The sequence below is a fragment of the Saccharopolyspora pogona genome (assembly GCF_014697215.1).
Taxonomy (GTDB): Bacteria; Actinomycetota; Actinomycetes; order Mycobacteriales; family Pseudonocardiaceae; genus Saccharopolyspora; species Saccharopolyspora hattusasensis.
Map to the genome: position 1 here is coordinate 3,710,953 of NZ_CP031142.1, position 13,851 is coordinate 3,724,803.

General features: G+C 67.5%; 14 protein-coding genes. 11 read left to right on the plus strand and 3 right to left on the minus strand.

Features of this window, described 5'->3' with window-relative positions; genetic code table 11:
• Positions 1–69: 69 nt before the first annotated feature.
• Complete coding sequence (locus DL519_RS16645) at positions 70–1,515, minus strand: NF041680 family putative transposase (protein ID WP_223839114.1); 1,446 nt, start codon at positions 1,513–1,515, stop codon at positions 70–72.
• Between the two features lie 688 nt (positions 1,516–2,203).
• Here DL519_RS16645 and DL519_RS16650 point away from each other — a divergent pair.
• Genes DL519_RS16650 through DL519_RS16690 form a run of 9 tightly spaced genes read left to right on the plus strand, consistent with a single transcriptional unit; the run spans position 2,204 to position 10,912 of the window.
• The gene (locus DL519_RS16650; RefSeq protein WP_190816134.1) at positions 2,204–3,538 is read left to right on the plus strand and encodes an MFS transporter; all 1,335 of its coding nucleotides are present in this window, start codon (positions 2,204–2,206) and stop codon (positions 3,536–3,538) included.
• A gap of 27 nt (positions 3,539–3,565) precedes the next feature.
• Positions 3,566–4,753 carry an amidohydrolase family protein gene (locus tag DL519_RS16655; RefSeq protein WP_190816136.1) on the plus strand — a complete coding sequence of 396 codons (1,188 nt, stop codon included), beginning with the start codon at positions 3,566–3,568 and terminating at the stop codon, positions 4,751–4,753.
• Positions 4,754–5,980, plus strand: coding sequence for an alpha-hydroxy acid oxidase (locus DL519_RS16660; protein WP_190816138.1), 1,227 nt, complete (start codon positions 4,754–4,756; stop codon positions 5,978–5,980).
• A complete protein-coding gene (locus DL519_RS16665) occupies positions 5,977–6,489 on the plus strand; it encodes a Rieske (2Fe-2S) protein (protein ID WP_190816139.1) in 513 nt (170 codons plus the stop codon). Before DL519_RS16660 ends, DL519_RS16665 begins: the two co-directional genes overlap by 4 nt.
• A complete protein-coding gene (locus DL519_RS16670) occupies positions 6,486–7,598 on the plus strand; it encodes an amidohydrolase family protein (protein ID WP_190816140.1) in 1,113 nt (370 codons plus the stop codon). The genes DL519_RS16665 and DL519_RS16670 overlap by 4 nt, the downstream gene beginning before the upstream one ends.
• Positions 7,595–8,410: an HpcH/HpaI aldolase family protein gene (locus tag DL519_RS16675; RefSeq protein ID WP_190816141.1), complete on the plus strand. Its 816-nt coding sequence runs from the start codon at positions 7,595–7,597 to the stop codon at positions 8,408–8,410. The genes DL519_RS16670 and DL519_RS16675 overlap by 4 nt, the downstream gene beginning before the upstream one ends.
• Entirely contained in the window at positions 8,407–9,444 is a 1,038-nt protein-coding gene (locus tag DL519_RS16680; protein WP_190816142.1) for a phosphotriesterase family protein, read from the plus strand. The genes DL519_RS16675 and DL519_RS16680 overlap by 4 nt, the downstream gene beginning before the upstream one ends.
• Positions 9,441–10,724, plus strand: coding sequence for an NADH-ubiquinone oxidoreductase-F iron-sulfur binding region domain-containing protein (locus DL519_RS16685; RefSeq protein ID WP_190816143.1), 1,284 nt, complete (start codon positions 9,441–9,443; stop codon positions 10,722–10,724). The genes DL519_RS16680 and DL519_RS16685 overlap by 4 nt, the downstream gene beginning before the upstream one ends.
• Complete coding sequence (locus tag DL519_RS16690; RefSeq protein ID WP_190816144.1) at positions 10,721–10,912, plus strand: ferredoxin; 192 nt, start codon at positions 10,721–10,723, stop codon at positions 10,910–10,912. Before DL519_RS16685 ends, DL519_RS16690 begins: the two co-directional genes overlap by 4 nt.
• Positions 10,913–10,925: 13 nt before the next feature.
• On the opposite strand, the gene DL519_RS16695 is transcribed toward DL519_RS16690, so the two are convergent.
• Positions 10,926–11,639, minus strand: a complete 714-nt coding sequence (locus DL519_RS16695; RefSeq protein WP_223839115.1) for a GntR family transcriptional regulator — start codon at positions 11,637–11,639, stop codon at positions 10,926–10,928.
• A gap of 236 nt (positions 11,640–11,875) precedes the next feature.
• Between DL519_RS16695 and DL519_RS16700 the strand changes: the two genes are divergently transcribed.
• Together DL519_RS16700 and DL519_RS16705 are read left to right on the plus strand one after the other, a co-directional pair.
• A complete protein-coding gene (locus DL519_RS16700) occupies positions 11,876–12,154 on the plus strand; it encodes a transposase (RefSeq protein WP_223839116.1) in 279 nt (92 codons plus the stop codon).
• A gap of 644 nt (positions 12,155–12,798) precedes the next feature.
• Positions 12,799–13,002, plus strand: a complete 204-nt coding sequence (locus tag DL519_RS16705) for a cold-shock protein (protein WP_010310090.1) — start codon at positions 12,799–12,801, stop codon at positions 13,000–13,002.
• Between the two features lie 363 nt (positions 13,003–13,365).
• Here the strand turns inward: DL519_RS16705 and DL519_RS16710 are convergent, their stop codons facing one another.
• On the minus strand, positions 13,366–13,851 hold the full coding sequence (locus DL519_RS16710) for a transposase family protein (protein ID WP_223839117.1): 486 nt from the start codon (positions 13,849–13,851) through the stop codon (positions 13,366–13,368).

The following is a 13,851-nucleotide window of genomic DNA, read 5'->3' on the forward strand; positions in this document are numbered from 1 at the left end:
GTGCGCGGTGAATCGAAGCGGGCAGTCCGCACTCAACAGCTCGAGTTCATCCTTAGCTGAGCTTGGGTTTTAACCTGCTTGCTTCTTTCCGGCGGGTTGCCGGGTGTCCGTTTTTTCGGTTTTTTTGCGGACGGGATGGCGTTGAGCAGGACCGGAGCGGGAGCCTGGGGGCCGCCCTGGGCCGGGACGGGTGGGTTTCGGCACACGCGCGGGGGTCCCGAGACGATCATGGATGTGGCGAAACCCGCGGCGTACCCGGTGCGGGCTTAACGGCCGGTCTGGCTCGGGGCGTCGTTCCCAGGGACGCCGCAGGTCCGTGGTGAGGTTGCGGGCGAGTCTGAGTTGGGTGTAGGCGGCGATCGTCAGCCAGGTCCACCGGTCCTGCTGGGCGGGTGTGCGGGTTTTCGCCGCGGTCCAGCCCAAGGTCGACTTGGCAAAACGGAAGAAATGCTCGATGTCGAACCGCCGTAGGTAGACCCGCCACAGCATGTCCAGATCCAGTGGGACGCCCTCGGGGGCGGCCCACCACAGCCACAGGTCCTTGTGCGGGGCGCGTCCGTCGGGCAGGTGTTCCACGCGGACGTGCACGACCGTGCCGGTGACCACGGGTAGTTCGCTACGGTCGGCGAACCAGCCGCGGGCTTGGATCTTCGGCGACAGCCCGGACCAGGCATGCACCTCAACCCGTCCGTAGCGGTCGGTGTCCACGGTCAGCGTGGCGTCCGGGGTGTGCCAACTGGTGGGGCTGGCGCACTCGAAGCGGGCGCCGTATTTCGGTGGCCGCCCGGTCCTGCCAGGCACCCGCGGCGGCGGTGGGCGGTGAAACACCCGATCGTCACGGTCGAGACGGATCAGCAGTTGCACGTCCACATCAGACACCGCGTCGGTCATCGCGGTAGCCGGATAACCAGAGTCCATCACCACCATCGGTGGAAGGCGGCCCGCTCCACCCGTGCGCCCGGCGGCGCGCAGACGAGTAGCCAACTCCCGGATCTGGGCGGCGGTCACCGCCACGAGATCATCGTCGGGATCCATCCGGACCGCATCCACCGGCGACACCCACGACGAACGACCCCACTGGATGCCCGCAAGCCACGCATAGTTCCAGCCAGGGATCGTCTTACGGTCACCGTCACAGCGACACGACGTATGACAGTGACCGCGATCCGCCGAGCACTCCGCATCCGGTCGCGGGCACACGGTCACATCAGCGGTGAACAGAAGCGGTCCCTCGTCCGCCGCGGCAGGCAACCCATCCACCAGCACATCCCCTACCCCGGCGGCGTCGATCTCCCCGGCCGCCAACGCGTCGTACAACGCGCCATGCCCCCGCCGGAACACCGGCGACAGCGACAACTCCACCAACGAGGTCACCGGCCGCTCACCGCAGGACACCGCATCGCAGAGCACGAACAACGCATCCGCCCGAGCCGACAGACACCGGTAAAACCCATCCCGGAACCCGGTCACAGCCCCGAACTCGACCGCCTGGCGGTCATCCTGCACACTGATCACGACAGCCCTTGGTTGATCTTCTTCTTTCGTCAGAAGCATGATCACCCAAGGGCTGTTCCCATGATCAACCGGGGCCACAACAACACCCAAAGGTTAAAACCCAAGCTGAGAGCCTGTTGGTGAATGGTCTGGGTGGGTGGTCGCTTAGCGGAACCTGAGAGGTTCCCTGGACTGCGGGTGCCCCTCCTGATGTATGTCCAATACGCGGCGGAGGGGCCGTCCTCGCCAGAAAACCTCTCAGAACCCGCCGATGGTCGTCTTGGCAAGGTGGATACAAGCGGCTACGCCGCTTCCAAAGGCGCGGACGGCATTCGCCGACAGGCTCTAAGAGTCGGCGGGCGCCGCAGCTGCGAATCCCGACGCCTCCCAAGCAACTCGTCCAACCCAGCGCGTCGGTCGTCATCCAGCAGATCGTGCGGTGTCGCCCTGCTGGGACGCTTCATCGTGATACGAGCCAGTCGTACCAACATCGTCACACCCGGCACAGCACCGCGTCCAGCTAACGCTCTGCTCATTCACGACCTCGGCGTAATCCCGCAATGTCCGTCGGCGTCGCTGCACGGGCACGGTGCCGGCGAACCTCCTGTCCGGTGAGACCGAGGACCTCAGGCTTGCTCTCGACATCACCGGATGCAAGAATATAATATCTGCAACCAGAATATATGATTGATGGCCACGGAGGTCAAAGTTGACCTATTCCCAGCTCGCCGCCCCTGACGACGCCTCAGCAGGGAGCGCGGCTGCGCGCTCCACCCGACGGATGCGCAACCGCGTGCTCACTTCGAGCTTCGTTGGCTCCGTCATCGAGTGGTACGACTTCTATCTCTTCGGTGTCGCCTCGGCGGCGGTGTTCAACAAGTTGTTCTTCCCGGACTTCAGCGCCACCGCAGGCACGCTGGCTGCCTTCGCCACGCTCGCCGCCGGTTTCATCGCCCGGCCGCTCGGTGGGATCATCTGGGGTCACTTCGGCGACAAGGTCGGCCGCAAGCGGATGCTCGTCCTGTCGATCGTGCTGATGGGTGCCTCCACCACGATCGTCGGCCTGCTTCCAACCTACGCGACCATCGGGAATTGGGCGCCGCTGCTCCTGGTGGCCATGCGGCTGATCCAGGGCATATCCGCCGGCGGCGAATGGGGCGGCGCCGTACTCATGTCGATGGAGCACGCACCGAAGCGCCGCGGGCTCTCCAGCAGCGTGGCCCAAATGGGCCTCTACGGTGGCATCCTGTTGGCCAGCGGTGTCTTCGCACTGATCTCCCTGATGGCCGACGACGCCTTCCTCGCCTGGGGCTGGCGCATCCCGTTCCTGGCCTCCGCGGTCCTGGTCGCGGTCGGCCTCTGGATCCGGCTCGGCGTCGAGGAGAGTCCGATCTTCACCCGGGCCCGCGGGCAGGCGGAGCAGCGCGACACCGAGAAGCCGGCGCTCCCCCTGCTCGAGGTCCTCAGGCACCCCAAGAACCTGCTGCTGTCAATTTTCTTGGTGCTCGGTCCCTTCGCCGCGAGCGCGGTGTACGGCACCTGGGTCGTCTCCTACGGGATCAAGCTCGGTTTCCCACGCATCGACGTCCTCAACGCCGTGCTGATCTCCGCCGCGATCGGCCTGCTCGGCCAGCCCCTGTTCGCCGGGCTCTCGGACCTGTGGGGGCGCAAGGTCGTGGTTGGCGTGGGGGCGGTGCTGCAGGCGGTGAGCGTCGTCGCGATGTTCTCGTTGATGCATGCCGGGAGCGTCGCCCTGATGTACCTGGGCATCTCGCTTGCGGCGCTCGCCCACGCCGTCGTCTACAGCCCGCTCGGCGCCTGGCTGGGCGAACTGTTCCCCACGACGCAGCGTTACACCGGTGCCTCGCTCGGCTACCAGATCGCTGGAACCGTGGGCGGCGGGTTTACCCCGCTGATCTGCGCCTCGTTGCTGACCGCAGCCGACGGGAGCACCGCAGGCATCTCGTTGTTCATCGCCGCCACGTGCCTGCTGACCTTGATCGCGGTGTTCGTGGCGAAGGAGACCTACCGCAGCGCGTTGTAGTTCCGCGCACCTGAGGAGAGAACGATCATGACGCTGACCGACCCCCGACCCGCCACGGCTCCGGCTGCGGCTGCGGCTGCGACTGCGACTGCGACTGCGGCGAAGCTTGGCATCATCGACACCGACTTCCACCCGATGCCGGTGCCTACGGACCCGCAGGTTGCGGAGCACCTCCCCGAGCGGTGGAGGACCTACATCGCTCGCTACGGGCTGGGCGGCTTCGGCGGCGGCGTCTCGCCGTCGCAACGGGAGTTCACCCACCGGCTCGATGCCGTCGACGAGAGTGGCCGTGTGGGCGTCGACCCGCACTTGGCCGTGCGGCAGGTGCTGGATCCGTTCGACATGTCTGCGGTGGTTCTGACCTGTCCGCAGACTTACATCATCACCAGCGGAGGGGCGAACATGCCCTACGAGTGCGCCTACGCGCTTTACCGTGCCTACAACGACGCCCTCGCGCACACCTGGGTGGGCGCCGACAGCCGGTTCCGCGCCAGCATCACCCTGCCTCGCGACCTCGCAGGCGCCGAGCAAGAGATCGTGCGTTGCAAGGAGGGACCGTACGGCGACTCCTATGTCCAAGTCCTGATGTCCCCCGCCGGCCAGGAACCGCTCGGCAAGCAGCGTTACTGGCCGATCTTCGAGGCGTGTGAGCACTACGACATCCCGCTCGCCTTCCACGTTCCCGGCATGGGCCGCCAGCCGACGGGGGCGGGCCGGCAGAACTTCTACGCGGAGATGCACGCCGCTTTCGCCGTACTGCCGATCTCTATGGTGCCGAGCCTGATCTTCGAGGGTGTCTTCGAACGCTTTCCGCGATTGAAGATCGCGCTTCTCGAACTCGGCTGGGACTGGGCCGCCCCGTATTCCTGGCGACTCGACGCCACCTACGACAAGCTCCGCGACGAGGTGCCGCACCTGACCCGGCGCCCGTCGGAGTACCTGCGCGAGCACTTCTGGTTCTCCACTCAGCCTATCGAGGAGCCGGAGCGGCTGGAGGAAACCCCACACGTATTCGCGATGTTCGAGGAGTCCGGTTTCCCTGACCGGCTGATGTTCTCCTCGGACTACCCGCACTGGGACTTCGACTCACCATACGAGTCGGTGCCCGAGACGTTCCCGCTGGACCGTCGGCGGCGAATCCTGGGCGAAAACGCGAGCCGCCTCTACGGCATACCGTTGCTGCCCGGCCATGGGATCCCGGCGGTGGGTGCCTGAATGTCCGCGCTAGAGAAGGCACGCCGCGCGCGCCTCGCACGGCTGTTGAACCACGAGGACGTACGCCGGGCCGCGGCGCGCGCCCTGCCTCGTGGAATCCGCGAGTACGTTGAGGGCGGCGCTGAGGACGAGGTCACCCTTCGGCGAAACGCCAAGGCCTTCCGTGACGTCGCGTTTCGGCCCCGGATGGCCACGTGGGTCGATCGGCCCGACCTCACGACGACCGTGCTCGGCACTCGCATCGAGCTGCCCGTGCTCACTGCCCCCTGCGGCGGCACGCGGCTAGTGCACCCGCACGGCGACATCGGAGTGGCCACCGCGGCGTCGCGCGCCGGCTCGATCCACGTGGCCAGCTCGGCGGCCGGATTCACCCTCGAGGAGATCGCGGCTGTCGAGGGCCCGCAGTGGTTCCAGCTGTACCGCTTCTCCTCGCGTCGCACGATGGAGCACCTCGCGCACCGCGCCCAGGAGGCGGGGTACTCGGCGCTGGTCGCGACGGTAGACACCGCGGTGTCCGGCTACCGGGAGCGGGATTTCAAGAACGGTTTCAGCTACTCGATGCGGGTCAACGCCCGCAATGCCGTGAAGCTCGCCCCGCAACTGGTGCGGCGACCCGCGTGGCTCACGAGGTACTTCCTCGACGGGCTGCCCTTCGAGATCCCGAACACCGCGCAGGTCACCGCCGACGGGAGGCCGATGGCACTCACAGAGATGACGAAGGGTGGCGCCGGATCGCACTCGCCCACCTGGACCGACGTGGACTGGCTGCGCGCGAACTGGCGCGGCCCCCTCGTCGTGAAGGGACTGCTCACGGCTGAGGACGCACGCCGTGCCGTGGATGCGGGGGCCGACGCGGTGATCGTGTCGAACCACGGCGGTCGCCAGCTCGACGGTGCGCCCGCCACGCTGCACGTCCTCCCGCGGATCGTTGAGGCGATCGGCGGCGAGGCGGAGGTGCTGCTGGACAGCGGGATCCGCCGCGGCAGTGACGTCCTCAAGGCACTGTCACTGGGTGCGAAGGCCGTGCTCGTTGGGCGGCTCTCGGTATGGGGACTGGCCGCGGGCGGAACCGCGGGCGTCGAGCGTGTGCTCGAGCTCGTGCGCACCGAGATGGTCCGCACGATGCGCCTGATGGGTTGCGAGTCGGTGTCCGAGCTGGACCCGAGCTGGCTCGACGAGGACACGATCCCCGCTCACCGCAATAAGAAGGAGGTCGAGGTCCTGTGACTACGGCAGAGACCCGGTCCGCGACCACACCGGCCCGGCACGCCAACCGCTTCGTGGTCGCCCGCGTCGACGAGATCCCGCCGGGGGATCGACGCATCGTAGACGTGGGAGGCCGGCAGGTCGGCGTCTACAACGTCGGCGGCCGGTTCTACGCGATGCTCAACCGCTGCCCGCACCTGGCCGGCCCGCTGTGCGAGGGCCAGGTGGTCAACGCCGTCGAGTCCTCCGTGCCGGGCGACGTCCGGCTCGAGGAATCCCGCACCTACGTCACCTGCCCCTGGCACAACTGGGAGTTCGACGTCGAGACCGGCCAGTCGTACTGGAACCCGCGGCTGCGCGCCCGCCCGCTGCCCGTGGGCGTCGAGGGCGGCGCGGAGATCGAGGCCGCCGTCCAACGGGGTGAGATCGACCGGCTGCCCGGCCCCTACCAGGCCGAGATGGTCCCCGTCTCGGTGGAATCCGACTACGTCGTGCTATCGCTGCGGCCAGCACGAGGAGGCAACAGATGACCGCCCCTTTCACCGCCCGGCTGAAGGGCACCACCCGGGACGCCCTGTGGAGCGGGCCGGTGGTGGACTGCGACGTCCACGCCACCCCGCCGTCACTGGAGGCTCTGTTCCCCTACACCGACCCGGTATGGGTGCAGGGCGCGCAGGAGCGCGGCTGGAAGGGACCCATTGGGGAGGCCCATGCCTACCCGCCCGGCGCCCCGACCACTGCGCGGGACGAGTGGCGGCCCGAGGGCAGGCCGCCGGCGTCGAGCATCGAGCTGTTGCGGCAGCATGTCCTCGACCCCTGGCGGGTCGACGCGGCACTCGTGAACACCGCCTACGGCGTGGACTCGCTGCGTCACCCCGATTGGGCCCCCGCGCTGGCCCGCGCGGTCAATGACTGGCTGATCGCGGAGTGGCTCGACCGGGATCCGCGGCTTGTCGGCTCGATGGTCGTCCCGGCGCGCGATCCCGCCGCGGCCGCCGCCGAGATCGAGCGGATCGGTTCACACCCGCGGATCGTGCAGGTCACCATGCCCGTCCGGTCCGAACGGCTCTACGGACAGCGGGTGTTCTGGCCGATATACGAGGCCATGACCCGCCACGACCTGGTCATGGGGCTGAGCTGGGGTGGCACCACCGAGGACGCGCCCTCCCCCACCGGTTACGCCTCCTGGTACGCCGAGGAGTACGCGGCGGAGATCCAGCTCTACGGCGCGCAGATGACCAGCATGATCTACGAGGGGATCTTCCAGAAGTTCCCTGGCATGCGCGTAACGATGCTGGAGAGCGGCTTCGCCTGGGTACCCACCTGGAGCTGGAGCATCAACAAGAAGTGGAAGGGCCTGCGCCGCGAGATCCCCTGGGTCGACCGGCTGCCCACCGAGATCATTCGCGACCACTTCCGGTTCTCCATCGCCCCGGCCGATCTGGGCCCGGCGGCGCACGCCCGCAAGATCATCGAATGGTTGGGGTCCGAGGATCTGCTGTTGTTCGCCACGGACTACCCGCATCTGCACACCGACGACCTGGCAGCCGTCCTCGAAGTGATGCCGGAGTCCATGCGGCCAAAGGTCATGGCCGAGTCCGCGCGGCAGTGGTATCGACTGGACAAGGCCCTCTCATGAGCTACGCCTCCACCGCGGTCGCACACCCGAACCGGCTGCGCCGGATCCTGGAATCGGGCGGTACGGCGGTCGGGCTCGCCTGTCACACGGGGGACCCGCACATCGCGGAGACCCTGTCACTCGCCGGGTTCGATTATCTCTACCTCGACCAACAGCACAGCGTCGGTGGTCTAGGCAGTCCGGTCGAGATGCTGCGGGCCACTGCGCGCACCGGCACCACACCGCTGGTACGGGTCGCGGCGAACGACCCGGTGCTGATCGGGCGCGCCCTCGATGCCGGCGCCGAGGGCGTCATCGTCCCGACGGTCGAGTCCGCCGAGGACGCTCGCCGCGCCGCTGCGGCGGCCCGCTACGCCCCCGACGGAATCCGCAGCTGGGGACCGACCCGCTCGGCCTTCGGGCTCGGGCCGGACCCGGAGACGGTCAACGGCGAGGTGCTCTGCCTCGTCATGATCGAGACCATCGAAGGTGTGGCGAGAGCGGGGGAGATCGCCGCGGTCCCGGGCGTACACGGGGTGTACGTCGGGCCGGGCGATCTCGCCGTCAGCCTTGGGCTGTCCCCGACTGAGGGGCCACGCAACGCACGGCATCGCGCCGCTGTGCGCGACATCTGCGCCGCGTGCGACGCGGTCGGCATCGCCGCGGGCATCACCGGCGACCCGCGCACGGAGGCCGCCCGCGGTTTCCGGATGGTCACCGCCGGCTCCGACGTCAGCTTCCTCAAATCCGGCCTCGCTGACGCACGGGCCCGCCGGGACGCCCTGCTGCGCACCACCACCGAAGACGACACCGAAGGAGATGTCACCGCATGAGCACCGTCAACACCGTCCGAGGACCGATCGACAGCTCCGAGATCGGCACGACGCTGATGCACGAGCATCTCTTCGCCCACAACCCGGAGCTCGAGCAGAACCTGCCGCACCCTGAGTGGGACGAGGGGGTAATGATCGAGAAGGCCCGGAAGAGCCTCACCTCGCTGCACGAGGACAAGGGCATCGACACGTTCGTCGATCTCACCGTCCTCGGGCTGGGCCGCTACCTGCCGACCGTGCAGAAGGTCGGCGAGGGCCTGCCGCTCAACATCGTCGTGGCCACCGGGTACTACACCGCTAAGGACCTGCCGACCTTCTTTCACACCCACGCCCCGGACGGTCTGGTGGGGAAGACCCTCGGCGGCCGGGACCCGCTCGAGGCCATGTTCATCGACGACATCGTCAGGGGCATCCCCGGAACCGACGGGGTCAAGGCCGGGATCATCAAGGTGGTCAGCGACGAGCACGGCATGACCGCCGACGTCCAGCGGGTCTTCACGGCCGCCGCCCGGGCCCAGGCTGAGACCGGCGTCCCGATCTCCACGCACACGAACGTCGCCTTCGCCAACGGCCGCGAGCAGCAGAAGTGGTTCCGGAGCAACGGCGTCGACCTGGAGCGCACCGTCATCGGGCACTGCGGCGACTCCACCGACCTGGACTACCTCAAGGAGATCATGGACAACGGCTCGACCATCGGCCTCGACCGGTTCGGCATGGAGTTCGTGCTCGACGACGACAGCCGCATCGACACCCTCGTCGCCCTGCTCGAGCAGGGCTACGCGGAGCGGATCACCATCTCCCATGATGCCGGGTTCTTCTCGATCAACACCCCGCCGTCCTTCCGAACGAAGCACGTGCCGAACTGGCACCACCACCGCATCTCCGATCACATCCTCCCGGAGATCCGCAAGCGCGGCGCCACCGAGCAGCAGATCACTCAGATGATGGTGATCAACCCGGTCCGGGTACTTACCGGCGATGCCGGGGCGACCGCCGCCGTCGCCGCGACGGTTCTCGGAGCGGGGGTCTCGTGACTGCAGAACTGGTCACCCTCGAACCTCCGGTGACACTGTCGGACGCGGTCGCACGCTGGAACAGTGGCGCGATGGCCTTGGTGCCCCTTGCCGGTGCGGCGGCGCCGTTGGTCATGGCCCGGGACACCCGAGAGACCTTGGGCGAGTACGCGAATCCGAACGGGGTGTCCGGCCGGGACCTGATCGACGCCGTCGAAGCCGCCGAACTCCGCGGCCGCGGCGGCGCCGGCTTCCCGACTGGAGTCAAGATGCGGGCCGTCGCCGACCGGGAGGGTCCGCGCACGATCGTCGCGAACGGCGACGAGGGCGAACCGCTCGCAGTGAAGGACCGGTACCTCATGCGGATCCGCCCGCACCTCGTCCTCGACGGGCTGCTGCGGGTAGCCGACGCGGTGGCTGCCGATCGAGCCGTCGTCTACCTCTCCGACACCGTGTCCGCCGACAGCGTGCGGAAGGCGCTCGACGAGCTCGGCGGCACACCGGTGCCGATCGATGTGTTGCAAGTCCCGCGCACCTATGTCGGGGGCGAGGAGTCGTCGGTGGTCCGCGCGATCGACGGCGGGCCCCCGCTGCCGACCGACAAGCCGCCGCGCCCATTCGAGTCCGGGGTGGGAGGGGGCCCGACGCTCGTGCTTAACGTCGAGACCCTCGCCAGGATCCCTGGTATCGCAGCGGGGGTGAAGACGGACTCGGTGCTGCTCACGCTGACCGGCTCCGTCACCCGACCCGGCCTCTACGAGGTCCCGCTCGGGCGGCCGCTACGCGAGCTCGTCGAGCCCGTCGGGGCGCCGGTCGGCTTCCTGATGGGCGGCTACTTCGCCGGCCTGCTCGGGCCGCGCGCACTCGACATCCCCCTCGGATTCACCGAGTTGAGAGCCGAGGGCAGCGGGCTGGGCTGCGGCGCAGTCTCCGTCCTGGGGCCGGGTGACTGCCCAGTCGCCGCCGCCGCCGACGTCATCGCCTACTTCGACCGGGAGAACGCCCGGCAGTGCGGACCATGCATCCGCGGCACGGCGGCCATGGCCGGCGCACTGCGGGAGCTGGCGGACGGGACCGCCTCCGATGCTCGGCTGGAGAAGCTGCAGAGCTGGTCCGCCTCGCTGCGCGGGCGGGGCGCCTGCGCAACCCTCGATGGTGCCTGCAACGTGGCCGCCACTCTGCTCCGCGAGTTCCCCGAACTGGTCGCAGAGCACCGCGCGGTGCCGTGTTCGCGCTGTGCCGCCCTCGGGCCGACCGAACGCACGGCACCCCACATCGATCCCGAATCGGAGGAAACATGAAGGTCCGCCTGGAGTCCGCGAAGTGCGACGGGTTCGGCACCTGCGCCGAGCACAGCCCCGAGATCTTCGAGCTCGACGAGTGGGGCTACGCCTCGGTCAAGGGCGACGGCGAGGTCCCCACCGATCTGGAGGGCAAGGTCAACCGGGCGGTCGCGGACTGCCCCGTGCACGCCATCATTGCGACCTGAGCGCACCGAACGCTCATCCCGCCAGGCGCCCCGTTCCGCGGGGCGCCTGCGGCATCTCCGGCTCGCTCCAGAACTCCAGCGAATCGAGCCACTGCATGAGCAGGTTCCCGGTGTCCTGGAAATGAGCCGCGGTGGCGCTGCGCGCGGCCTCGACGTCGCCCCCGGCGATGGCGTCGATCAAGGCCGTGTGCTGGGTCCGGTTGACCTCGGACCAGCCTGGGACCACGTGAAAATTCTCCGGGAACTGCAACGGGACAAGCCGGCTCGCGGACTGCACGAACCAGTCCAGCTTCGGCGCATCGGCGATCACCGACACGTAGTGGTGCAGAGCGGAGTTCAGCTCGGTAGCTAGGTGGCCGTCCGACGGGTCGGCGTCACGGATGCGCTGGTCGATCTCCCGCAGATATGCGACATCCCGGGACGTCGCGCGGGTGGCGGCCCGCGCGGCGATCTCACCCTCCGCCGTCGACCACATCAGATAGGTGTCCTCGACGTCCTTCCGCCGGATCGGGGCGACCCGGAACCCACGGTTAGGCTCATGGCGCACCCAGCCGTCCTGTGAGAGGAGCAGCAGCGCCTCGCGGACGGGTGTGATACTCACACCCAGCTGCTCGGCAAGCTGGCCTAGTCGGAGAGTGTCACCTGGGTGAACGGTCCGCTCCATGATCTGGTCGCGGATCGCGCTCGCGACGTTGCTGCGCAATTGCTCCTTCTCGTCCCGTCCCACAGCTCCATGATACCCAGCGGCGATCTGCGTCCGTCCTGCCTGCGCCGCGACGTCGGTAGTAAGTGGTGAGAAAGGAGTGCCTCGGTGATGGCCGACGTGTCCGTCCAGGACGACTTGATCCGCCGAGCCGGTGTCTCACACCTCCCTCGACATCCAGCACCTCACGAGCGTGATCACCAGCAGTAACTGGATCACCGAGATCGCGCCAGAGCCCATGCTCATGGCGGGCGACACAGATGCCGAGAATGAACTCGATCACGGAGAGGTGGGTGCAGACCTGCCGACGCGAGCTCCTGGACCGCACCTTAATCTGGAACCAGCGGCACCTGCTCCACGCCCTACGGGAGTTCGAAGCGTTCTACAACTCGCATCGACCCCACCAAGGCATCGCGAACGCCCGCCCGTTGCCCCTCTTACCAGAGCCGATCGATGATCCAACCCAGCTCGCCCACCTCGACATACGAAGAAGCGAGCGTCTGGGCGGCATCCTCAACGAGTACCAACACGCAGCCTGACCTCGACGGATGACATTTCCGGCAAGCGCAAGGTCTCAGCTCGTGTACTTTCCGCCTTGAAGTGATCACTTTGGCGGCTTCTTCCTGCCGCTTCCGCAGTAGTTGAGCACGTCCGGTTTCATGATTTCCGGGGTAGTTGAGCATTGGCCTTGGTACCTCGGATGGCCGTCGTGGCCATGTGTTGTTGGACGTCGGGCTGGTCGAGCGCACGGTGCCCGTGCCGGGCAGGGCGCATTTGTTCAGCGGTGGTGTCCCGGCAAGAATGACGCTGGCAGCTGTCACATTGGAACCATTCGACGGACCACGATGGCGAGCCCCTGCCATGGCGGCCAGGCGTACCTAGCGGAGCTGGGAGAGCGCCGGATGGCCTGGACACGACACGCGAGCCCGCCGCCGACGCGGTTCATCCGGGGCCAGCGGCCGAGGAAGACCACGGCGCCATACAGAACGCCCACGCGGGCAGCGGACGGTCGCTGGTCCACGCCGCTGACGCAGAGGACTGCAGCCAGCTGCTGGCAGAGCTCCGACGGGACGCCACGGACGGCGCCCCGCGCCGACACCGACCGAGCGAGCATGTAGACTGTCTAGTCGGTTGTCGGCTGACCTCATCGTGAGGCGGAACGGCGCCGCTAGGAGAGTTCGGCATGGCGCAAGGCAGCGTGAAGTGGTTCAACGGCGAGAAGGGCTTCGGGTTCATCGCCCAGGATGGCGGCGGACCTGACGTCTTCGTTCACTTTTCGGAGATCCAGGGCAGCGGCTTCAAATCCCTCGACGAGGGCCAGCGGGTCGAGTTCGAGATCGGCCAGGGACAGAAGGGACCGCAGGCCCAGGGCGTGCGCGTCATCTGAGTGCTGAAGCACCGGCGTGCCCGTGCCCGTCATCGACGGGCACGGGCACGTTTCGTCGGTGTTGCCGTGCAGCTGCGGAGCCTCCGATCGTGCGAGCCTTGATCTCGACGGACATTCCGAATCACAGGCAGCGCGGATCAGTCGGTGCAGATCTGGAACCTGAGCTTCCCGGGAACAACTCGACGGCCTCTGGCTACCCAGCCTGCTGGCACGAGGCGGCGTTCCATTCCGCCCTGGCCGATGCCAACCTAGGCGTGGGCTGTGGTGCACCGTTCTGGAAGCTGCGTTACCAGGACATGGTCGGCGGATTCGTGCTCTGTCCGTTAGAACGCTTCGTCTCCGCCGGGATTCGCACCTGGAGCGTTATTCACGAGAGCTACCATCCAATTCGATAGAATTCGAGCGCCGTGATGATGCGGACAATTCCGGGGAGTTCGGCGAGGCGCCCTCGATATCCGGTAGCGAGTATCTTCCAGTTCTTGAAATGTGCGATGCATCGCTCGACAGCGGATCGTAACGACGAGATCGGTTCTTGCGCGGAGTGATCGCATGAGTTCCCTGGTACGCGGGGTCCGCGATCGTCGGGATGTCCGCGAGAAGATCTTCCCAGTCGCACTCGGTGAACGCTTTGCGGTCATGCATTGAGCCCGGCAGGGTCGTGGATATTCCCAGTAAACCGCCATCAGTATCTGCCGCGACCTGGATGTTGAGTCCTGCGCGGCGGCGTTTGCCAGAGTAGTTTCCCTCGTGACCAGCACGGTTGCCGGTCGGCACATCGGTTCCGTCGACCAGGACGAGCCGACCGCGAATGGCCTCGTCGAGGTCTGGAACCAGACGGTGGTCGTCCAA